Annotated in this window: 18 protein-coding genes; 1 reads left to right on the top strand and 17 read right to left on the bottom strand. The window is 50.3% G+C overall.

Annotation, left to right across the window (positions count from 1 at the left end; genetic code table 11):
• Nucleotides 1–5 precede the first annotated feature (5 nt).
• From ACTHRH_RS06970 to ACTHRH_RS06940, 7 genes are all read right to left on the bottom strand, one after another.
• Nucleotides 6–1175, bottom strand: a complete 1170-nt coding sequence (locus tag ACTHRH_RS06970; protein WP_150959505.1) for a Gfo/Idh/MocA family protein — start codon at nucleotides 1173–1175, stop codon at nucleotides 6–8.
• 137 nt (nucleotides 1176–1312) lie between these two features.
• Entirely contained in the window at nucleotides 1313–3283 is a 1971-nt protein-coding gene (locus tag ACTHRH_RS06965; RefSeq protein ID WP_186328339.1) for a heparinase II/III domain-containing protein, read from the bottom strand.
• 363 nt (nucleotides 3284–3646) lie between these two features.
• Nucleotides 3647–5188 (bottom strand): extracellular solute-binding protein, encoded by a 1542-nt coding sequence (locus ACTHRH_RS06960; protein ID WP_440414752.1) that lies wholly within the window; start codon nucleotides 5186–5188, stop codon nucleotides 3647–3649.
• An 81-nt stretch (nucleotides 5189–5269) separates the two neighbouring features.
• Nucleotides 5270–6142 carry a carbohydrate ABC transporter permease gene (locus ACTHRH_RS06955; protein ID WP_440414750.1) on the bottom strand — a complete coding sequence of 291 codons (873 nt, stop codon included), beginning with the start codon at nucleotides 6140–6142 and terminating at the stop codon, nucleotides 5270–5272.
• Between the two features lie 12 nt (nucleotides 6143–6154).
• Nucleotides 6155–7102: an ABC transporter permease gene (locus ACTHRH_RS06950; protein ID WP_440414748.1), complete on the bottom strand. Its 948-nt coding sequence runs from the start codon at nucleotides 7100–7102 to the stop codon at nucleotides 6155–6157.
• 406 nt (nucleotides 7103–7508) lie between these two features.
• Nucleotides 7509–9098, bottom strand: a complete 1590-nt coding sequence (locus tag ACTHRH_RS06945) for a helix-turn-helix domain-containing protein (RefSeq protein ID WP_440414746.1) — start codon at nucleotides 9096–9098, stop codon at nucleotides 7509–7511.
• Entirely contained in the window at nucleotides 9091–9852 is a 762-nt protein-coding gene (locus tag ACTHRH_RS06940; RefSeq protein WP_440414744.1) for a hypothetical protein, read from the bottom strand. The genes ACTHRH_RS06945 and ACTHRH_RS06940 overlap by 8 nt, the downstream gene beginning before the upstream one ends.
• 70 nt (nucleotides 9853–9922) lie before the next feature.
• Here ACTHRH_RS06940 and ACTHRH_RS06935 point away from each other — a divergent pair, with 70 nt between their 5' ends.
• Nucleotides 9923–10690, top strand: coding sequence for a hypothetical protein (locus ACTHRH_RS06935; protein ID WP_440414742.1), 768 nt, complete (start codon nucleotides 9923–9925; stop codon nucleotides 10688–10690).
• 1013 nt (nucleotides 10691–11703) lie between these two features.
• Here ACTHRH_RS06935 and ACTHRH_RS06930 read toward each other — a convergent pair.
• From ACTHRH_RS06930 to ACTHRH_RS06885, 10 genes are all read right to left on the bottom strand, one after another.
• A complete protein-coding gene (locus ACTHRH_RS06930; RefSeq protein WP_191964313.1) occupies nucleotides 11704–12198 on the bottom strand; it encodes a VanZ family protein in 495 nt (164 codons plus the stop codon).
• A 163-nt stretch (nucleotides 12199–12361) separates the two neighbouring features.
• On the bottom strand, nucleotides 12362–13573 hold the full coding sequence (locus ACTHRH_RS06925) for a hypothetical protein (RefSeq protein ID WP_440414740.1): 1212 nt from the start codon (nucleotides 13571–13573) through the stop codon (nucleotides 12362–12364).
• A 38-nt stretch (nucleotides 13574–13611) separates the two neighbouring features.
• Nucleotides 13612–14772 carry a DegT/DnrJ/EryC1/StrS family aminotransferase gene (locus ACTHRH_RS06920; RefSeq protein WP_144936337.1) on the bottom strand — a complete coding sequence of 387 codons (1161 nt, stop codon included), beginning with the start codon at nucleotides 14770–14772 and terminating at the stop codon, nucleotides 13612–13614.
• Complete coding sequence (locus ACTHRH_RS06915; RefSeq protein WP_186328337.1) at nucleotides 14769–15446, bottom strand: acetyltransferase; 678 nt, start codon at nucleotides 15444–15446, stop codon at nucleotides 14769–14771. Before ACTHRH_RS06915 ends, ACTHRH_RS06920 begins: the two co-directional genes overlap by 4 nt.
• 4 nt (nucleotides 15447–15450) lie before the next feature.
• A complete protein-coding gene (locus ACTHRH_RS06910) occupies nucleotides 15451–16053 on the bottom strand; it encodes a sugar transferase (RefSeq protein ID WP_144936331.1) in 603 nt (200 codons plus the stop codon).
• 42 nt (nucleotides 16054–16095) lie between these two features.
• On the bottom strand, nucleotides 16096–17376 hold the full coding sequence (locus ACTHRH_RS06905) for a nucleotide sugar dehydrogenase (protein ID WP_144936328.1): 1281 nt from the start codon (nucleotides 17374–17376) through the stop codon (nucleotides 16096–16098).
• The gene (locus ACTHRH_RS06900) at nucleotides 17369–18562 is read right to left on the bottom strand and encodes a glycosyltransferase family 4 protein (RefSeq protein ID WP_150959493.1); all 1194 of its coding nucleotides are present in this window, start codon (nucleotides 18560–18562) and stop codon (nucleotides 17369–17371) included. Before ACTHRH_RS06900 ends, ACTHRH_RS06905 begins: the two co-directional genes overlap by 8 nt.
• A 35-nt stretch (nucleotides 18563–18597) precedes the next feature.
• A complete protein-coding gene (locus ACTHRH_RS06895) occupies nucleotides 18598–19617 on the bottom strand; it encodes an NAD-dependent epimerase (RefSeq protein ID WP_144936322.1) in 1020 nt (339 codons plus the stop codon).
• 2 nt (nucleotides 19618–19619) lie between these two features.
• The gene (locus ACTHRH_RS06890; RefSeq protein ID WP_186328336.1) at nucleotides 19620–20852 is read right to left on the bottom strand and encodes a glycosyltransferase; all 1233 of its coding nucleotides are present in this window, start codon (nucleotides 20850–20852) and stop codon (nucleotides 19620–19622) included.
• 61 nt (nucleotides 20853–20913) lie between these two features.
• Nucleotides 20914–22050, bottom strand: coding sequence for a glycosyltransferase (locus ACTHRH_RS06885; RefSeq protein ID WP_144936316.1), 1137 nt, complete (start codon nucleotides 22048–22050; stop codon nucleotides 20914–20916).
• Between the last annotated feature and the right edge of the window lie 2 nt (nucleotides 22051–22052).

The following is a 22052-nucleotide window of genomic DNA, read 5'->3' as shown; positions in this document are numbered from 1 at the left end:
GGTAATCAACTGTTAAACGTTCCGTTCACATCGAGGGTTCGGGCGGTCGCCCCCGCCTTCATCCGGCTGCCCGCAATCTTCTCCTGCAGCTTCTCGTAATACAAGTCTTCGTCTATCGGGAATTCCACCCAGTCGTCCATCCATGTGGACAAATGCATCGCATTGGACAAAGACAGTCCTTTGATCCCTTCTTCTCCCGGAGCCAGCAGCGGAGTACCGCTGCGAACCGCGTCCACAAAGTTCTGAAAAATAACGATATGCCCGTCCTTGGCCGGTTGGCGCACCGGGATTTCGCATTTCCAGCATTCCGGCTGGCCGAATCCTCCGGTAAAGGTCCGATTGAACTCCGGCTCGGGAACCGTCAGCCGCCAGAACGTCATCGTTCCGTTCTCGATGACGATTTTCCCCCGGTCTCCGGTCACTTCATAGCGATTCGTTCCAGGGGCCTCCCCCGTCGTCGTCACGAACAAGCCGGTGGCGCCGTTCTCGTACTCGACATAGGCGGTCACATCGTCCTCCACTTCAATGTCGCGATATTTCCCGAAGTGGCAGAACGCTCTCATTCGCTTCGGCATCATATCGACGGTCCACTGCCACAAGTCCAGTTGATGCGGGTCCTGATTAATCAGGACTCCGCCCCCCTCTCCGGCCCAGGTCGCTCTCCACGTTCCCGAATCGTAATAGCTCTGGGGCCGGTACCAGTTCGTAATGATCCAGTTGGTCCGGCGAATATTCCCAAGCTCGCCGGCCTGGACCAGCTCCCTCAGCTTCTGATAGATTGGAAGGGAACGCTGGTTGTACATCATGCCGAACACTTTCCCGGATGCGGCGGCCGCCTCGTTCATTTCCCTGACCTGCTTCGTATACACCCCGGCAGGCTTCTCGGTCAGCACATGCAGTCCCCGCGCGAACGCCCGGATAGCTATCGGCGGGTGATCGTAATGCGGAGTGGCAATATAGACCGCGTCCACGCAGTCCGCCTCCAGCAGAGCATCCGCACTATTGAACAAGCGCACGCTCTGTCCCAGATGCTCCTTCGCCCAGGATAATCTCGCCGGATCGATATCGCAAGCGGCCGTCAGCCGTGCTCCCGCCACCTCATTTTTCAATAAATAATTGGCGGTCATCGAGCCCATATTCCCCAATCCAATGATTCCGATTCTCACTTCATCCATCATTGCTCACCCTTGTCAGACAAATTTGACTTCCAAATCAATGGCTTCCAAATCGAATAGCCGGGAATCGTTCGTGGTGCAAACCTATCCAGCTTCGCCCGGTCTTCCCCGTCGGCGTCCGCGAGGAGAAACCTGTTCTAATTACCGTGTGCCCTTTCTTTAAAAAGACGGAAGTCCAGCGGCCCATCTCCCTGGCGGCAAGGCCGGAATACCGTCACAAATTCAGCATGTCTGACCCCGGATCGTCTGCGGATCAGAGCGCTCCTCCGTCCGATTTCCGGCATAGCCGGCGATTCGGCCAAATAAAGGAGAGAGACTTCCCCATCCCAGCCGTATACCTGCATGCGTTCGTCCGCTCCTTCGCCCTCGTCCCATTTCCATTCCAGCATCCATTCGTTTCCGGTTCTGTCGATCCGGACGATTTCCTTAAGGAAAGGATATCCGTCCTCGAAGGACAGCTCGGACGCTTCCACCGGACACAAACGATGCGAAGAGTTAGGGACGGGCACCCCCGGAGTATGCACGACCCAATCGATAACCTGCTCACGGTCGCAGGCTACGGTGCAAATATCGATCAGTATCCCCTCAGCCAGCGTCACTCTCCGCTCGATTCTCGCCCCTTCGTAAGCGTCCGCGACTTCTGCGGTAAGCCGGATGACGCCGTTATCCTCCTCGGCGATCAGCAATGCCCCGTTCGAAGCGTTCTGCGAACGCCCCCCGATGACGATCGTGTTATGGGCGATCGTCTGCCGGAACCAGGCGTCATGCAGCGGATTGTTGTACGGCAGCATCCCGGCATCGGTCAGCCAGCTCCGTCCCCGCGCATAATACATGAGATGAAGCTTGTCGTAATGACCGTGCCAATCGCCATGCCCGCCGTAATCGAGATACACCGATTGCGCAGCCGGGCTGTCACCGGTCCGGGCCACCGCCATTCCCGGCTTGCGCAGCAGGCAGACCGATGACCTGCCTGCAGGACGGCTTGCGCCATCGCCGGCGGACACGCCGAGCTCCTTGCCCTCTCTGGATGCGAGCGGCCGCCCGAACAGCAGGCTGTACAGCGATGTGCGCTCCGACCTCTGCAGCAGCTCCTTCCCGATTCCATACTGCGCGAATGCGAATTCGAAGAGATGGGCGTGATCCCGCAAAGCAATTTCAACGGAATCGTGAATAGCCGGGAATGTATAATCCGGCCAACAGGCTTGGAGAGGAATGCGGAACATGGCCGCAAATCGGTCATGCTCATACAGCCTCTCTCCCAGGCCAAGGGCGGACCAGACGATCTGCAGCTGCGCCTCCAAAGTGTAAAAATGATAGCTCCAGGCCCCCTCGAACCAGAACCCATCGGTCCCGACGCTGCGCTCCATCTGAAACAGAAAACCGTTATCCGGGTCATGAATGGCGCGGTGCAGCAGCGGCCTGTCCTGTACGGCTTCGGCCACTGCAGACATGGCGAAATTATGATAAGCCTGCCAGTTCGACTCACGGCGCGGATTCCGGTTAATGACATCGATCGCCGGATAGAACAGCTTCCCCGCTATTCTCTCCTGCTTCTCCTCCGTAAGCCGGCCATTCAAGCGAAGCACGGTAAACGCCTGGGCCAACGGCCCGAGCCAGGCCGCCTCGGACAGCGTCTGATTCTGCACCCTCGCGCCGTACTTCCCCGCCTCTTCCCCTTGCTTGCCGAAGATATCGTGCAGGACAAAGGAAGAATACCGCTCAGCGTAGAAGAGCAGCACCTGTTTCGCCCAATCCGCCCACTTCTCTTCCCCGGTCACCGCATGGAGGATGGCGGCCAGCCGTGTGCGACGGCTGTACGAGCTGTGCTCCTGTTCAACGGCTGCTTCATCCCAGGGCGAACCGCTCCATACCTTCGAACAGAGGCGGCAGAGATGATGATGGCGATCTATTCGCTGAAGCCGGGCGCCATCCTCCGGACAGAAGTAATTATGAACGAAGCCGCTCGGCATTAGCGGAATATCGAGAGGAAGCTCCAGGACCGGCTCCATCTCTTCCTTCAGCAGGGCCAATGCTCTCCCGGCCCAGTCATAATTGGACACCCGCCATCTCAGGTCGTTCTTCCATTCCGCTGTTCCCAATGGGTACATCAAGGTCCCCTCCATCTGCAAGCCTGGCTGTCGGAGCCTTATGATTTCCCCGACAGCCGATCGGCCAGTTTGTTTATGCTGTCCGAGGAAAGCCGCAGGCTGTCCATCGGATTGCCCGTTTAGGCACGGTCATCCATAGTGCGGAAAACTTTGCTAGTGCTGCACATCTCGGCCCTGTTTTATGTATGCCGTCCTTGGGACGGCTTTTTCCCTGGGAGATCACTATCCTCTCGCACGGGAAGAAGTCTAAGTCATCGTCTTATTGCGTTAGCCGGACGGGCTCACCAGCGCAATAACCGGAAGACCGGAAGTTGGATGTCCCCACTTCCGGCTTCTCGTGTCGCAAGGACGGGCGAATCTCCCTTATTTCTTGCTTGCGTTATATTCATCCATATATTCCTTCAGAATTTGGGCGCCGATTCCGCTGCTCCAGGCGTCAATTTCCGCCTGAACGGCATCCCATTCCCCTTTGCCCAGCACATAATTGGTCGATGCTTCGGTCAGTTTTTTCGTATGGTCCGGGTTTTTGCCCAATGTCGGGGACAGAATGGACAGGAACGGATTTTCCACTCCCGCTTGTTCAAATTCGTCCAGCACCGCTCTCTGCGCTTGGCGGACTTCCGGAATCAGGGAGGAAGCATAGTAGTATTTGTCATATTCGTTCTGCAGAATGAGAATGGCCGGCTTCTCCTTATCGTAGAGCTTCTTCTGCTCTTCCGTCCGGTCTATCTCCCCGGAAGCGAGATCATACTTGTTGTAATGAACCCCTTCGATTCCCGCCTTGGAGATGATGGTGGCTTCCTCGGAGGCGCTCCAGTTCAGGAATTCGACGATTTTCTCCGCCTTGTCCTTGGGCACGTTGGACGGAATGACCCAAATGCCGAAATATCCTTCGATCATCTGCACTCCCTTATGACCCTTCGGACCCTCAAGAATCGGAATGCCGACCAATTCCGCATTCGGATCGGCCTTCTTCATGACGGACGTGTTGCTGTCGTCCAGCATCCCTACATTGTCCACCATGGCTCCGACCATCCCGGACTTGAATTTGTCCTTGGATTGGACGGTTTTCGTCACCGGCGCATCCTTGTCGATCAGGCCGCTCGTATATGCCATTCGGATCCAGTCCAGATACTCTTTATATTCCGGGGTTTGGAAATAGGCGACCGGCTTACCGTCCTCCACTTTGTACACATACGGCAGCCCGAAGGAGAATCCGATCGGGTTCAACGAACCGAACCACGGAGAGTTGAACGGCCCGGCCACCATAGGAATCGTATTGCCTCCGTCGGCAGGATCGTTCTCCTTGAACACCTTCAGAGCGTTCGTAAATTCATCCAGCGTCTTCGGAACGGGCAAATTATACTTGTCCAGCCAGTCCTTGCGGATGAAGATGTTGGAGTTTCCTCCACCGTATATCCCCCTCGGTCTCGGAATGCCGAATACTTTGCCTTCCACCATCGTATTGTTCCAGGTGTATTCGGGAATCTTCTGCAGATTCTCGTTCTTCTTGACCAGCTCGGTCAAATCATGGAAGGCTCCTTGCTTGGCCAGCTTCACATACTTGTCGTCCTTGCCGTCCGTCAGCAGGATGAGATCGTATTGGTTTCCGGCCGCAATCGCAATATTGACCTTATCGCTGTAGACGTCTCCGGGAACGACTTCCAGCTTCAGCTTGATGTTCGCCCGCTTCTCGATTTCCTCCAGCGTCTTATTGTTCTCCAGAACGGGCGGCTCTCCCGAAGCGAGGATGGTCAATGCTTTAATCTCCGTCGGCTGGCCTTCACCTCCCCCGTCCTTCACGGAAGCTCCCTGTCCCTCCTTGCCGCCGGAAGCGCATCCGGCCACGGTGCCCATCGTCAAAGTAAGCGCCAGGGAAATCCCTGCCCATTTCTTCATGTTCATATCGATTAACTCCCCTCTTTAAATATTGAAACCTAGCAGTTCAGTAAGCGAAGCATACCGGAAAACCTGTGTGCCCTGTGCCTACTCTTTAATCGATCCGAGCATCGCCCCCTTCGCAAAATGCTTCTGCAGAAACGGGTATACAAGCACAATGGGAATCATGGCCACGATAATCGCCGCCATCTTCACGTTATCGCCTACCTGGCTGGCCAGCTCGAAATCGAGATTCGCTTCATTGGCGAAGTTGGAATTGCCGACGACAACCATTTGCCGCAGCAGCACCTGGATCGGCCATTTCTCCGGATTGCTCAAATAAATAATGGCGGAGAAGAAATCATTCCAATAAGAGACCATAAAGAACAAGGAGAAAGTCGCAATGATAGGCATGGACAGCGGGATGACGACAGACCACAGAATCCGCATTTCCCCCGCTCCATCAATCCGGGCCGCTTCATCCAGACTTTCCGGCAGACTCTGGAAGAAGGTTTTCATCACCAGTATGGTGAAAGCATTCGTAGCGGCAGGCAAAATTAGAGCCCAATAGCTGTCCAGCAAGCCCAAGCTTTTGACAAGCAAATATTTCGGAATCATCCCGCCGCTGAAGACCATCGTAAACAGCATCAGCAAGAGCATCACTCTGCGTCCCGGAAGGCTTTTCCTGGAAATCGAATAGGCCAGTGTAATGGAAACGATCAGATTGACGACCGTACCAAGTGCCGTTAAATAGATCGAATTTCCGAGGCTGCGGACGAATTGGTTCGTCGAGAACAAGTACTGATACGCTTCAAGCGTGAATTCCTTCGGAAACAGATAGAATCTGCCGCCGACCGATTCGCTGACCGGGCTGAGGGAAACGGCAAGCATATACCAGAAAGGTATGATGACCAGCAAACAAAGCCCTAGCAGGAACAGAACATTCACGCCGTCAAATATCGATAGTTTCCGTAGCTTCATGGTTGGTCCTCCCTAGAATATTCCCTCTTCGTTGAACAGCTTGGCCAAGAAATTCGCGATCAGCATCAGGATCAGGCCGACCACCGAATTAAACAGGCCTATCGCTATACTGTAGCTGAATTCGAATCGCTGCAACCCGACTTTGTACACATAGAGATCGAATACGTTCGAGACGTTCTCGTTGAAGTTGTTCCACATCAGGAACACCTGCTGGAAGTTGGAGTCCATGACCGATCCGAGGCGGAGAATGAGCAGAATGATGATCGTGCTTCTTATACAAGGAAGAGTGATGTGCCAGATGTTGTGCCACCGGTTGGCCCCATCGACCTTGGCCGCTTCATACAGCTCCGGATTGACTCCGGCCAGCGCCGCCAGGAAAATGATCGTCCCCCACCCGGCATCCTTCCAGATTTGCTGGAACAGCACGACCGGACGAAACCATTCGTTGCTCATCAGGAACGGAAGATTGTTCTGAATCCAGATTTCCAGATAGTGATTGATCACTCCGGACGGGCCCAGGAAGATGAACGTAATTCCGACGATGATGACCCATGACACGAAGTGGGGAAGATACAGCACCGTCTGCACGAAACGTTTGTACAGGCTGGAACGGACCTCATTAAGCAAGAGCGACAGAATAATGGTAAAAGGAAAGTAAAACAGAAGATTATACAAGCTCAGCAGCAAAGTATTCCTCAGCAGCTCCAGGAAAGTGGTTTCACTGAAAAATCTCTGAAAATGCTCCAGGCCCACCCATTCGCTCTTCAAAAATCCGAGGTAGGGACTGTATTCCTGGAACGCGAGCAGCACTCCCCACATCGGTCCGTAATGAAATATCAGAAAATATAAGATGCCCGGCGCCGCCAACAAATAAAACCATAGATGCTTGCGGTGGGTATGCTTTCTTAATGAACCTTTCCCCGTATGCCGCGTATTTTTGTTCAAGGAAATCTCAGCCATGATTCAACCTCCACTCTGTCTAGTACCGGCAGAACCGACTATACATGAAAGCGCTATATTCGCTCAACATGAAAGATTTGTAAGGACTGCATTTTTTCGCTGTACAAAAAACTGCACTTCCTCCAAAAATATGCACTTGACCCGTTTTCCCTTATGCCGCAAGGGGTTGGGCGATTTCCGTCATGCCTGTAGTCCGCTTGCGGTGAAATTAAAAAAAAGCTCCTAACGGAGCCTCTTCGAAGACGAATAACCCGGTTTTAAAGGTAGCTTTTTATGCCAATTAGAAAGTTTGTCCCATTTTAATGCTTTAATGAACTTAAACTTTCTAATGTGGTAAGAACAGATATAGATGAAAACTTATACTTTCTTATATTTTAAAAAAGGCCCGTTAACGCAGGTAGATGCGTCACGGCCCTTCTCTGTACATTTCCCGGTATTTCGTCGGCGTAATGCCTTCATGCTTCTTAAATACCCGATAATAATAGGAAGGCTGGTAACCGACACGGTAAGCAATGTCGTTCACTTTGTCATTCGTCGTAAGCAGCAGCTCCTTCGATTTGTCCAGCCGCAGCCGGGTCAAGTAATCGATGAAGTTGATGCCCGTCACTTCCTTGAATCCAGAGCTTAGCTTGTATATGCTGACACCGAACCGGTCGGAATATGATTCCAGTGAAATATCCTGTGCGTATTCTTCTTCCATAAGGGCGATGACCTTATCCACCGTCTCCTGCATCCATTGGTCCTGGACCTGGCTCATCGTTTCGTTCAGGGAATTCATGTATAGGATGAGCTTCTCCTTGAACCAGGCGGACATTTCTTCCGGCTCGCGCAATTTGTTCAGATCGTTATACAGATCCGGGGAGTTATAGAGCCCCTGCGGACTGATCCCGGACAGAATGATTTGCTGCAGCAGAACGCCCAGCAGTTGGTTCATCCCCTGGCGGATGATCATTTCCTTCCCTCCGCTTGTAGTCAGCTCCTCCACGAAACGGTCCAACTTATGAAGAGCTTCCGTACGTTCTCCCGAGCGGACGCTGCGGATCAGGTCCTTCTCCAGGGCGAACGGATACAAGCTCTCCTGCGAATGCAGCCCCGCTTGCTCCAGATCGAGAATCTGGTTGCTCTCCTGCACATTCCGGAACCGGAACAGCAGACTAACCTCCCTGTGCGCTTCCGGCAGATCGGAGACGGCGGACGACTGTCCGGCCAGGCCGATGAGAATGTTCATTTTGAGCACCGAGGACAGCGACTGAATCAGGTTCTCGCCGAACTCATAAAGCTGCCGCTTGGCCTCCTCATGCCCGGTATCCTCCGGCATAAGCACGAGGACGCTGACCGCCAGCTCCTGTTCGTTCACCACTTCCGCCTGATCGAATCGGCCTGCCGCAAGCTCGGCAATGACATTGGAGGCGGCGAACGTCACCAGCTGCTCGTCGCCTTCGCCGAACCGGTCCAGCAGCTTGGAGAATCCGAGCAGGCGGACCACCATCAGATAATAGGTTCTTCCTTCGGTTTCCCAGCCATACTGCTCCATTCGTCTAAGCAGATCATCCTCGGGCAAATGGCTCAGATGATCATGCAGAAGCTGGAACAGGAAAATTTCCCGCAGAGTGGCCAGGTTCTGCTCCATCCGCTCATGCAGCAGTTGGCTTTCGCTGTTCAGGAACTGCCACTGCCGTTCAATAAACTCGATCTCGTCCTTAGGGAGATCCCCCGTTTCGTTCCTGGACGAGCGGAACAGCTTCATAAGCCGGACGATCGGCTGATACAGCTGGAGTGAAGCGAACCAGGAGAGGAGAACGGCGACAGCGATTCCAAGCCCGCCCGCTGCCAGCAGAATCCGGGACGTATATACAACCGGCTGCGTCAGGTTGGACAGAGAAGTGGCGGATACATAGATCCAGCCGGTCCGCGGAATCGTGCCGAAGGATACGGTATACTTCTCCCCGTTCCACTTCGTATAGAAGGAGCCGCTTGCCTGATTCTGCTCATTCACCTGCCTGCGCAGCATATATTCGAAAGGACGATACTCCGCCTCTTTGCTGTATTGTGGGTCCTTGTGGGTCCAGCCAATCCCCGTTGGCCCTGAGCATGAAAGCGGTCGACTGGGAATCGTGCTCCGTCTGAATCAGTTTATTCATGGCGGTCTCGTCTATCATCGTCAAGAAGTAGCCGTATGGCGCTTCGTCCGGAACGAGCCGCACGAGTGATAAATAGCCTTGGGCCACCGTCCAGTACTGGGGCATGTCTTTAATATACAGCGAGCGAAAAAACTCCAGCTCCTCCGGATTGTCGATCGGCACGGCCACGTTGGCTTTGAGCGGAGAAATATAGAGGCCGGAGTCAGGCAGAAACAACCGGACTTCGCGGATTAGCGGATTGGAGTCCCCCATAATCAGCAGCATTTTGGCCAAATCGTGGGTAAAGACAATCTCTTTCTTGAACGATTCGACCGTCATTTGTCCCAGGTTTCCTTGAAGAATCGGAAAAAAGGTCCACATCGTCGACATTTTCTCCAGCTGCAGAAGCTGTTCCTCAAGCTTGCCCGCCATCGTCTCCAAGCGGAACTCATGGGCACGGTGAACCTCCTGCTCGATCTGCTTCGTGCCTACATAATAGGTTGCAAGGGCGAGCAAGGCCGTGGGAATACTGGTAACCAGCAGCAGGATGATAAGGCTCTTGCGGTAAAATCCGCTTTGCCTTGTTCTGAACAGATTCGGCAGCAGCTTGTTTTTAAATTGGATGAACATGTGGCCTCCTGATGTCCATGGCTTCGAAGTCTCTTACCATATCCGGTGGATACATAAACTGGAAATGTAGATGGTCTTTCGGAGATTCCCGGCGCGCTTTCCCGGTCCTACCTCCCAAAGTAGAACAAAAGTGCAGGTCTTTTTGCGGATATTCGGCAAATCTCCGGAAAGACGGACAAATCTGCATGTCTTTTTCCGGAAAAAGCAGAAAATCGACGAAATCGCCAAATTCACATGCACTTTTGCTGGTCTTTTGCTGATTTCAGCTAAAATCGGTCCAAAGACATGCACTTTTGCTGGTCTTTTCGGATACCCGGCGCGCTTTCCCGGTCCTGCCTCCCAATATAGAACAAAAGTGCAGGTCTTTTTGCGGATACTCGGCAAATCTCCGGAAAGACGGACAAATCTGCAGGTCTTTTTCCGGAAAAAGCAGAAAATCGACGAAATCGCCAAATTCACCTGCACTTTTGCTGGTCTTTTGCTGATTTCAGCTAAAATTGGTCCAAAGACATGCACTTTTGCTGGTCTTTTCGGATACCCGGCGCGCTTTCCCGGTCCTGCCTCCCAAAGTAGAACAAAAGTGCATGTCTTTTTGCGGATATTCGGCAAATCTCCGGAAAGCTGGACAAATCTGCAGGTCTTTTTCCGGAAAATGCAGAAAATCGACGAAATCGCCAAATTCACCTGCACTTTTGCTGGTCTTTTGCTGATTTCAGCTAAAATCGGTCCAAAGACATGCACTTTTGCTGGTCTTTTCGGATACCCGGCGTGCTTTACCAGTCCTGCCTCCCAAAGAAGAACAAAAGTGCATGTCTTTTTGCGGGTCTTCATTCTTTGAGCCGTGGGATTTCAAAAAGTCCGACAAACTCGGATCTTCATTCTTTTGGCCGCAGGCCTTCTAAATGTCCGACAAACAAAAGAACGAAGCAATGTGTTTGCTTACGGCTAAGTTTGTCCCCTGCCTATATTTACTTTATTACATTAACATGTATGCGCTTACTTTTCAATCTAAGTGAAGACATATGCTCCGGGGTCCGCTCGGTTTCCTGCTCTGATCCTTCGGTGACTGGAAATCAAAAGCATGGGACGATGCTCCCGATTATGATTGAAGGTTAGCGGTTGCGCGACCGGGTTATCGACTCTTTGGCGGGATTTGAGGAAATGAGGGTGCATCGCAAATCACTATTTGGCGTCAATTGGGTAGAATGGGTTGCTTTGGTGACACCCATTTAGCGGAAACTGGAGGAATGGGGGTGCATCGCAAATCACTATTTGGCTCCAATTGGGTGGAATGGGTTACATTGGTAATCCCTTTTTGCGAGGATTGGAAGAAACGAGGCTGCATCGCGAATCACTCTTTGGCGGGATTTGAGGAATGGGGGTGCATTGCAAATCACTATTTGGCGCCAATTGGGTGGGATGGGTTACATTGGTAATCCTTTTTTCACGGGATTGAGGGAAAACGGGCTTGCATCGCGAATCCCTTTTCCCGGGATTGGGGAAATGGAGGTGCATCGCGAACCCTTTTTGGCGTGTATTAGGGAAATGGGGTTCGTTGCGAATCACTATTTGGTGGGAATCAGGGAAAATAGGTTGCATTCGACGAATCCCTTTTTCACGGGATTGGGAAAACGGGCTTGCATCGCAAATCACTATTTGGATCTAATTGGGTTTAATGGGTTAAATTGGTAACCTCTTTTTCACGGGATGTGGAGGAATCGGGGTTGCATCGCGAATCTTACAACGCGAATTCTGCGAGTATTTTATTCTTGCGGATGGCGGGGGAAACAGAGACGAATGGGAGGATCTTATGCTTATGCTCATGCTCCAAGGACTTATGATCCTCCAATTCTACGGCTGCCCGGACTCCCGTCCTCCCCGCAACGCGCTCTCTCTTCGGCTTGCCCGGAGGCGGAGATATACAAGGCTGACCAGCAGCAAGCCGATCAGTCCGCCGGACAAATCAATGAACACATCCTGAACGGCACCGGTCCTCTCGGCGCGATGCAGTTGATTCCATTCATCCAGAATGGCGGTCATTCCGATTGCTGCGAGGGTGAAGCAGCCCTTCGCCATGAGGGGCATCCGGTAAGGAAGCAGGGCGATAGAAGCCAGCACCGCCAGCATGGCGTACATAAAGAGATGCGCCCCTTTGCGAAATACAAATTCGATGAAATGAACGGGGTCCTTCTTCGCAGAAATAATACTCTCGCGATACGGGAAGGACACATCCGGGAGCACTTCCTGCAATTTATCCTGCGAGAACTGCTGGTTCAGTAGAGGCTTCAGGCTTTGCGCCTGATACGGCTGGGACGACAGAATGAAAATGAGCCCCAGCCAAAGCAAAACAGGAATGCCATAGAGAAGCTTTCGTTTGATCGGTTTACCCTCCAGAAAATATGTTTTCTATTAAGTATATCCATTCTACTATTCCGGCAGACTGAAGCAGACTGATAACTACTATCGGATAAAAACATGTCATTATGAGCTATAAGCACAAGGTCAAGGTTTATTTCTTCAACTGGAAATTTGACAGGATCTGAATTCTAAACGTGGATAAGGTATAAGCTCCTGCCGAGTAAATAATTAAAATAAAAGGGAGTTTTTTTCTGAACATATCATCTCCCCCGGATAAAAACTCATACCCCATGTCTCTATACATAAGGTTGCTATGGCCAACAAGCGTCAATACGCAAGCGTAGATCAGCAATGTCAGCCCGAATAAGCAATAGGTGGATCGAGTGTCTCTGTTTAAACAGAAATTGATAACAGAAAACAGCAGGATGAGAGCGGTAAAAAATGATTCGATCGTCGGAAGAAAGAAATTACTCCAGTTTTCCATCGACAACGGATTAGGACTGATCAATATTCTGGCCGACATCGGAAACGCGTTGATGACGCCGAGGATACCGGCGGTTTTAAGCGTCCACGCGAGGGATAACAGGGTTGCCGCTAGCGCCGTTTTATATTTCCGCTTTATAAACACCCAGTAGCAAAAAATATAAGCAACGGCATACGGTCTTAAAGCAATAGCCAACGCAGCAAACAGCAAACATCTCACATATTTCTTTCTTATCATAAAGTAGCAGGCACAACCACCTAGCATTAAACTTAGCGAGTCTTTCAAGAAAGTCGAGGACCAATAAGATAAAGAAGAACTGAAAAACAAAAGAGGCACGACCATTTTGGCATACTTAGAATTATCCGGCATGAATTCCGATCCTAATTTGCCCCATAAATAAATGACCATGATAATAAAAGCGCCATTAAGGATGGCTATGGCCTGCGGCGACTCTGCATTTAATAGGCTGTAAAAAGGCATGTACACTAATCCATACTGAGAATAAGAGGTGGCATTGAAGAAACCATTCCGTTGAATATCATTCACGACGGCAGTGAAGAAACTATCTAAATCCCCGAATCGGAAAGTTTGTGCATAGTACCTTGTGGCATCAGGGCCTGTAATAGGATCCAAAGTTAAAAAGAACAAGATTTTAATTAACCCGAAATAACATATGGAAATCATTAAAAAGTGTGATCGGGATTCCCAGTTTAATAACATGGATGCGATTGTCATTAGAAGGATTGAAAGCAAAAACCCCAGCGATTCATCCACCCTAAAAATGACAACGCAAGTAATGGCGGAAGAGATTAGAAAGTAAAGTAAAACAGACGGAAAAACTTTGCATGTCGTTATTCTTGCGGCTGGTGATATATTCAAAAAAAGACACCTCCTTTCTCATCAAATATACCGGATAGTTAGCCCGTTACTTTGACCGTACGGTTCAAGCATGCTTTAAGCAGATTAATGACCCGCATCTGATCCTCCGTTGTCAGGCTGGAGCCGGAAGGCAAGCAGATCCCTCTCTCAAATAATTGATCGGACACACTGAATCCCGGTTCATGGGGATAGAATGCGCAGCCCTCGAACAACGGCTGCAGGTGCAGCGGCTTCCACACGGGCCTGGTTTCTATATTCCTATCCGCCAGAACATTAATCAGCTCCCCGGCAGATATCCCGCATCTCCTCTTGTCCACGGTCAGGGCAGTAAGCCAGCGGGTGGAACGGCCAAAATCCATCTCCGGCATAAACTGCACCCCGTCTATTCGGGACAGTGCCTCGAAGTACCTCTTAAAGATGTCTCTTCGCAGCTGTATCCGATTTTCAAGCACTTTCAATTGCCCTCTTCCCACACCTGCCAGAATGTTGCTTAAACGATAGTTATAGCCCATTTCACTATGCTGGTAATGCCGTGCCCGGTCTCTGGCCTGGGTTGCCCAGAAACGGGCTTTCTCCAAAGCGGCCAGATCGTCGGAGACCAGCATGCCGCCTCCGGATGTTGTAATGATTTTATTGCCGTTGAAGGAGAAGATCCCAAACTTGCCTAGTGTTCCGCTCATCTTGCTGTAGTAAGTCGCCCCCAGCGATTCCGCCGCATCTTCAACGATAGGCACCCCATATTCATTGCAGATGCGGAGTAATGGTTTGAAATCCGCGCTTTGACCGTACAAATTGACGATGACAACCGCCTTCGGAAGCTTTCCCTGGGCCGCATGATCTTCAAATGCTCTACGCAACGCCTCCGGAGACATATTCCAGGTGTTCGGCTCCGAATCGATAAAGACCGGTTTGGCCCCTTGATATACAATTGGATTGGCACTGGCTACGAAGGTGAGGGAAGAGCAGAACACCAGATCGCCTTCCCCCACTCCGAGCAAACGGAGAGCCAGATGAATGGCGGCGGTCCCCGAGCTGAGCGCTACCGCCCCCCGGCTGCCCACATAGGCGGCCATTTCCTGCTCGAATGCATCGACATTAGGACCTAGAGGAGCAATCCAGTTCGTGTCGAACGCTTCCCCGACAAATTGACGCTCGAACCCTCCCATGTGAGGAGGAGATAGAAGAATACGTGTATTCATGAATTATCGCCCCTTATAGAGTTACTGATTTTGTTTATCGGCTTAGCGGGGGAGCCTATTACCGTAGCTCCCTGTTCTACATCCTTTAACACAACGCTGCCTGCCCCGATTATGGCATCCTTGCCGATCCGGACCGAGGGCAGAACTGCTGCATTGGTGCCGATAACTGCACGGCTCTCAATCTTGACATAGCCGGAAATGTTATTCCCCGGATAAATAGTAGAGTAATCTTCCATTACGACATCATGACCGATGGTCGAATTGAAGTGAATAAGATTAAAGCTTCCGATCTGAATATTCGCGGAGAAGACGACCCCCTCCGTCACGATATTTCCTTGTCCCATCGCAACGAATTCATTTAGCTCAACTCGTGGATGAACGATATTGGGAAAACTCAAATAGGGGTTGAGCTTCAACTTGCGGATGAGTCTCTCCTTCACCGCCGGATTCGCGATCGCCAGAACTACATCGGACGGCTTCTCCACCGTCAGCAAACGGTCTGTCGTTCCCTTTACGGACAAATGGTTGACCTTCCGGCCGACCGTCCCGGTGTTGTCATCAATAAAGCCTTCAATGATCCACCTCGGATCCGACGCATTGATCGATTTCAACAGCTCCGCTATCCCTCTGCCCAATCCCCCTGTCCCAACAATATAGAGAGAGCGCAAATTCATCAGCCTACACCTCTTTGCTTCCCGTAAATCTCTGCACAATGACTTCATTGCTTTGATTTACGCCATCGGATTTAATCACTTTGACAAAAGTAAGTATGATTATTTTCAGATCCAGCCATAGAGACTGGTGGTTAACGTACCATACGTCAAGAGCAAACTTCTCCTCCCACGTAAGGGTATTCCTTCCGTTCACCTGAGCCCAGCCTGTCAGACCCGGCTTGACCTCCAATCTTCTCGCCTGCTCCCCGTTGTACAGCGGTACATAATCCATCAGGAGCGGACGGGGACCGACGATACTGATATCACCTTTAATAATGTTAAAAAGCTGCGGCAGTTCATCCAGACTGTATTTGCGCAAGATTTTCCCCAGCTTGGTGACCCGTTCTTCGTTGGTGAGCTTCACCCCGTCTTTCGTCATTTCATTCCTCATCGTTCGGAATTTAATGATCTTGAACGGCTGGCCTCCTTGCCCGGCCCTAATTTGAGTATAAAAAATTGGCCTACCCATTCTGATGTAAATGCACAGAGCGATAAAGATCATCAGAACGGACAGCGCCAGGAGAGCCGCAATCGATATGGCCAAATCCAAAGTCCTCTTGATAAACATTCGTATCACCGCTATTCCTTATTATCACTATCGATAGTGAAACTATAAATTCCAATAAGAAATATGAGCAGGAGCCTGTGAAGCATCCAAAGCCGATTTGACGTCCACGAATACCCCGGATTCGCCGTAGAGGCATTTTTTCAACCCGTCCCATCCCAAATCTTTGTACTCTTGGTGAGGCACCGCCAGAATGACCGCATTCGCTTTGCGCAGCTGTTCGAAGGGAACCAGCTCTATTCCATAAATCCGGTAAGCGTCTTCCGCCTCGGCGCGGGCATCGGATACTTGAACATCTACCCCGAACTGCTGCAGCTCCCGGATTATATCGATAACCTTCGAATTCCGCAAATCCGGCACATTTTCTTTGAAGGTAAGGCCGAGCACCGTTACACGCGATCCCTGGATCGGATTTCCTTTCAGGATCATCTGCTTCACCAGGGAGGTGGCAATGAATTGGCCCATTCCGTCATTAATTCTTCGTCCGGCCAGAATCACCTGCGGATGATAGCCTACGGCATCGGCTTTATGCGTCAAATAATACGGATCGACCCCGATGCAATGTCCGCCCACCAGTCCCGGGGTAAACTTCAGAAAGTTCCATTTCGTCCCGGCGGCCTGAAGAACCTCCGACGTGTTGATCCCCAGTCTATCGAAAATAATGGATAATTCATTCATAAGTGCGATATTCAAATCGCGTTGAGTATTTTCTATCACCTTGGCCGCTTCCGCCACTTTAATGGTGGAAGCCTTGAAGACTCCGGCCTCCACTACCGATCCGTAAACATCGGCAATGATATTCGAGGCTTCCTCATTCTGACCGGATACTACCTTGGTAATTTTCTTAAAGGTATGCTCCTTGTCTCCCGGATTGATCCTCTCCGGAGAATAGCCCACATAGAAATCCTTACCCGCGGTTAAACCCGAATGCTTCTCCAGGACAGGGATGCATATTTCTTCCGTTGCCCCCGGATAAACCGTGGATTCATAGACGACGATCGTATTCGGCTGCATATTCCGGCCAACCAGCTCCGATGCGCTGATTAACGGGCGGAAATCAGGCTGCTTCGAATCATCAATAGGTGTAGGAACCGCCACGATAATAAAATCGCACTCTCTTAATTTCGTCTCATCCGCGGTAAATTGAATTTTGCTGTTCTTAAGCTCTTCCGAGGAAACCTCCCCGGTATAGTCATTATGCGATTGTAAAGCGGCGATTCTTCCTTCATTAATATCGAATCCGATCGTTGGATAAGATTCTCCGAAAGCTACTGCAACAGGCAAACCAACATAACCTAGTCCTACAACTCCAATAGTCCTATCCATTCTTCTCTCTCCCTAATTTAGAAATATTGACTTGATTTTGATTTAAGCCGGCCAACATGGATTGATAGAGCTGATCCAGCCCTTCCCAGATGATCTCTGACCGGAAGCAGGTCTTAACCCTCTCATATCCGGCTTCCCCCATTCTTTGGCGGGTTTCCGGCTCATCAGCCAATCGATGAATGGCCATGGCCAGCTCATCGGCATTCCGCACAGGAACGATGATTCCTGTCTCGTTATCCGCCACCGTATCTCTTGCACCGGTGGCGTTAGTCGTTATTACCGGCCTTCGGCATGCGGCGGCTTCGAGCGAAACATTCCCGAATCCTTCGCGATAAGTGGGAAAAATAAAAACATCCATCAAATAATAGTAAGGCGCGGGATTATTGACGCGGCCTACATAGATGATGGATGGCTCCTGTTCGATCGCTTTGACTGTCTTCTCCGGCAGAGCTGCGGCATTATCATACGTTCCTGCCAATAATAGTCTTGCTTCGGGCCGGGATTTATGAACCTGGAGAAAGGCATCTATGAGCTCAACTATCCCCTTATCCCGCGTAATTCGGCCTATGTAACCTAACACGAAGCAATCTTTCAGGCCGTACTTCCGTCTCAGATTATCCGCTTCTTCGCTGTGCCGGCATGCTTCGAATTTGCTGACTTGAATCCCGTTGCTGCTGCCATGCCCCAGAACTATCGTTTTGGCCCGGGGCGCAAGCTTTAATTCTATCGCACGTTCTTTCAAGCTCTCACTTATGCAGATGACCCTATGTGCGCATAGACAAGCTATTTTCTCCATGAATAGGAGTACTTTTCTTTTAAAGCCGCTTGTCGTTTCCAGCCGAAGCCCTCTCAACGTATAGATCCGGCACGGAACCCTGGTCAAGAAAGCGGCCATTCCCGCCAGCAAGCCGGCTTTCGGGGTGCCGACATTAGAGATGGCCGGTTTATAGCGCCGATAAAATCGGATTAACCGCAGCAGCGAGAGGATGTCCCGGCGAAGCGAAATCTCCCTCTCCATAGGCACTTCATAAGTAAGCGTCCCTTCTTGGGCCGCCGCTTCCAGTTCTTCTCCGGGCGAAGATACCAAAGTCATTTCATAGCCCCGCTCTTTTAAATAACCGATTTGGCTCTTCATTAAATTCAGGCTTTGTGAGATGGTCACTGCATGGACCACTTTAATTTTCATCGTGTCACCCCCTTGTCTCCCCTGGCGCCAATACATCAGGAGCTTATTTGGTAATATTGCTTATACCAATCTACAAACCTGCCGATTCCGTCTTCGATACTCGTTCCCGGTTTAAAACCGACATCCCGCATCAGGTCGTCCACATCGGCAAACGTTGCCGGAACATCTCCGTCCTGCAGGGGCAGGAACTCTTTCTTGGCCGTGAGCCCGATCTTCTCCTCGAGCACTGCTATAAATCTGAGCAGCTCTACAGGCTGATTGTTCCCGATATTGTATAACCTGTACGGAGCATAGCTTGTACCGGGGTCTGGATGATCCCCTGACCAAGCGGAGTTCGGTTCCGGCTGTCTCCGGGTCAGTCTGAATATTCCTTCCACGATATCATCGATATAAGTGAAATCCCTTCTCATTTTTCCATGGTTGAATATTTTAATAGGTTCTCCGGCTATAATCGCTTTCGTAAACAAAAAGAGCGCCATATCCGGGCGCCCCCAAGGACCGTACACGGTAAAAAATCTTAAACCGGTGGTCGGTAATCCATATAGATGGCTATAGGTATGGGCCATTAATTCATTGGCCTTCTTGGTAGCCGCATATAAGCTTAGCGGGTGGTCCACATTCTGGTGAACCGAGAAGGGCATCTTCGTATTGGCTCCGTAGACGGAGCTGGAGGAGGCATAGATCAGATGCTTTACGTTATTGTGGCGACAGGCTTCCAGTATATTCATGAAGCCTGCAATGTTGGAATCGATATAGGCATAAGGGTTCGTTAGACTGTAGCGCACTCCCGCCTGGGCGGCAAGATTGACGACCAATTCCGGTTGATGCCGTTCGAAAACAGCTTGAATCGCTTCCCGATTCTCCAACGATTCCTGATGGAAGATAAACGAGCTGCTCTTCTCCAACTGTTCCAGACGGTCTCTCTTTAGCTGAACATCATAATAGTCATTGAGATTGTCGACTCCGATAACCTGATCGTTGTTTTGCAGTAGCTTCTTGGACAAATGAAAGCCTATGAAACCGGCTGCTCCCGTTACCATTATTTTTTTGCTCATCCTTACAGCACCTCGAATTCATCCATTTTTGATATTGTCTCTACTCTATCTCTCCCGGTTCTGACCGCTGCCGCAAATTCATGCCAGAATTCATCCCTGATTTTGTTCAAATAAGGGGAGGAATATTGGGAGGCGTGGGCGAAATTTCTTCGGGCAGCTTCCGCCATGGAAGTTTGATCCTTCAACAAATGAAGCAGTTTGCCCGCCAACTGTCTGTAATCCCCAGCCGGATGAAGATGCTCCGGAGGCAGCAATTCGGGAATCCCCCCTACACTGGAAGCCACGGATGGACAGCCTCTGCTCATAGCCTCCACTAAGGATCTGGGCAGCCCCTCGGTCTTGCTGGGCTGAATATAGAGGTCTATTTCATCCAACCATCTCAGTACGGGGCCTCCCCCCGGCAGCGACCCATCAAAAAAAACTTTATCCTCCAGATAAAGTTCTTTGGCCAATTTTATATAACGGGCAGGATCGCCATTCCCTAACACTCTCAATTCCGCGTTATGCCCGGATTGACGGATGATATCCAGAGCTCGGATGGCCGTATCGATTCCTTTATATTTCGACGCATAGGAGCCGATGAGACCGATTCGAATTTTCTTGCCGGCCGTAGTAGCGTTAATTCTCTCCAATCTCTGCAGAAGAACTGCCTCATCGACACTTGGGATCTCTACATTAGAACAGCCGACTTGCCTTCCTGTTGTATTGGGGTAGATTTCCTGCAGCTGCTTCTGGGTGACGTATAGCACGAAGGGGGCTTGCTTCACTATTTTTTTGTTCTTCAGCATACTGATCGGGGCCAACAGCTTTCCGAAAATATGCCCATGATTCCATAACGAGTTGAAAACGTCCCCCACCAGCTCTACCCCGTACATCTTCTTGTTCCTGGCTGCAATTCGAATGGCGATCTCGGAATACTCGCTCGGCATTCTGGCGATGACCGCATCCACTTCACTGATTATTTCCTCCATACGATTAACTACAATTGCCTTGTTGCGAATTCTCCGCTTGATGTCCGTCAAAGAAGGCAGGAAAATATGCTTAACGCGATGACCGCTGGATACGTTCGCTTCCTTTAATATTTTATTGTCTTTGATTTTCCTCCCCCTTCCCACAACGACAAGCTCGTCGAAATGGTTAAGGTATCTTCGCCAGACCTCATAGGGCAATTTGCCGTCGGAATAAACGACACCCTCATCATCATATTGGAAAGTATGCGAATGAACAAAAAGCACCTTTATGTTAACCACCCTCTTATGACACATTTATCCGATCATAAATTTACCGGCAGCAAGATCATTTCATGGCCTTATCCATTAGTTGAACATATTGCTCAGCGGCTTTGTCGATGGTAAAGGGAGTATTCCGAAACTCTTCATAAGCATGATCTTTGAAAGACATTCTCTCGCTTTCTCCTATTAACCCGACCGCTTCGGAAGCCCACAGCTCGTCATTTGCCTCTAAAGGCAGATACTTAAGAACTTTAAAGTAGGAGGCCAATTCCACTATAGGATCAATGCTACTGCCCAATACCGGAACCCCGCAAGCCAACGCTTCGAGAACCGCACCGGGAAGCCCTTCACGGATTGAAGGGTAAATCATCAGATCGGCTTGCTGCAATAATTCGTATACATTACTCTGAACTCCCAGAAAGAAGACTCTGTCCCGGATCGCATACTCTTCTATTTTCTCCCTTATCAGACCGGCTGTCGGTTCATTTTCCTTGCCAACCAAGAATAAATAATAATCCCCCTTTCGCAACATTTCTTTGAATACTTTAATTAATTTAATGTGGTTTTTCGCTTCCACCAATCTCCCGATATGAATAACGATTTTACTGTCTTCCCCTAGGCGGTACTTACTTCTCAACGATTTTTCCTCATCCACCGGCCCATTAATTTTGTTCAAGTCGATGCCATTATAGATAACCTCTGTCCGCTTGTCGTTTACTATATCCTTGCCCATGCTGGATACTATAGAGGACCTGCTCACGCCCAGGATTATCGTCGCATAGCGATTGATCAAGGACTTCATCAGATTGTACTTGTACCGCTGCAGCCTGCCTCCCTTTTTGCCGCTATCCGTCGTTCTGAAATGAGCGATTCTTACTTTAATTCCGGCGATTTTCGCCAACATTAATATTAATCCGGAGAAATAGTACATGTTGGAATGGACGACATGAATGCGATGTTGTTTCAACAGTTTGATAAACCTGTAAGGAAAAGTGATGCTTCTAAATTTACAGTAGGTCATTTGTCCGCCCATGCCGGCAATGAGATCATCCAGCTCGCCGCGTTGACCGCTTAAGGCGCAAAAATAAAAGGAGTAAGCATCAAGGTCGATTTTATCCAGCAGATCGATCGTCCTCAGCTCGGCTCCTCCCCGGTTCATTTTACTGAAAATATGAAGAATGTTTATTTGGTTGTTTGCCACAT

This window comes from Paenibacillus sp. SAFN-117 (genome assembly GCF_051966115.1).
GTDB lineage: Bacteria > Bacillota > Bacilli > Paenibacillales > NBRC-103111 > Paenibacillus_L > Paenibacillus_L residui.
Note: the sequence above shows the minus strand (reverse complement) of the source record. Positions and strands in the feature narration are given on the sequence as shown.

Bases quoted from the DNA above. Each gene is read 5' to 3' on its own strand.
- ACTHRH_RS06970 (WP_150959505.1), bottom strand. From the start codon at position 1,175: ATGGATGAAGTGAGAATCGGAATCATTGGATTGGGGAATATGGGCTCG.
- ACTHRH_RS06965 (WP_186328339.1), bottom strand. From the start codon at position 3,283: ATGTACCCATTGGGAACAGCGGAATGGAAGAACGACCTGAGATGGCGG.
- ACTHRH_RS06960 (WP_440414752.1), bottom strand. From the start codon at position 5,188: ATGAACATGAAGAAATGGGCAGGGATTTCCCTGGCGCTTACTTTGACG.
- ACTHRH_RS06955 (WP_440414750.1), bottom strand. From the start codon at position 6,142: ATGAAGCTACGGAAACTATCGATATTTGACGGCGTGAATGTTCTGTTC.
- ACTHRH_RS06950 (WP_440414748.1), bottom strand. From the start codon at position 7,102: ATGGCTGAGATTTCCTTGAACAAAAATACGCGGCATACGGGGAAAGGT.
- ACTHRH_RS06940 (WP_440414744.1), bottom strand. From the start codon at position 9,852: ATGTTCATCCAATTTAAAAACAAGCTGCTGCCGAATCTGTTCAGAACA.
- ACTHRH_RS06935 (WP_440414742.1), top strand. From the start codon at position 9,923: ATGGTCTTTCGGAGATTCCCGGCGCGCTTTCCCGGTCCTACCTCCCAA.
- ACTHRH_RS06920 (WP_144936337.1), bottom strand. From the start codon at position 14,772: ATGAATACACGTATTCTTCTATCTCCTCCTCACATGGGAGGGTTCGAG.
- ACTHRH_RS06915 (WP_186328337.1), bottom strand. From the start codon at position 15,446: ATGAATTTGCGCTCTCTCTATATTGTTGGGACAGGGGGATTGGGCAGA.
- ACTHRH_RS06910 (WP_144936331.1), bottom strand. From the start codon at position 16,053: ATGTTTATCAAGAGGACTTTGGATTTGGCCATATCGATTGCGGCTCTC.
- ACTHRH_RS06905 (WP_144936328.1), bottom strand. From the start codon at position 17,376: ATGGATAGGACTATTGGAGTTGTAGGACTAGGTTATGTTGGTTTGCCT.
- ACTHRH_RS06900 (WP_150959493.1), bottom strand. From the start codon at position 18,562: ATGAAAATTAAAGTGGTCCATGCAGTGACCATCTCACAAAGCCTGAAT.
- ACTHRH_RS06895 (WP_144936322.1), bottom strand. From the start codon at position 19,617: ATGAGCAAAAAAATAATGGTAACGGGAGCAGCCGGTTTCATAGGCTTT.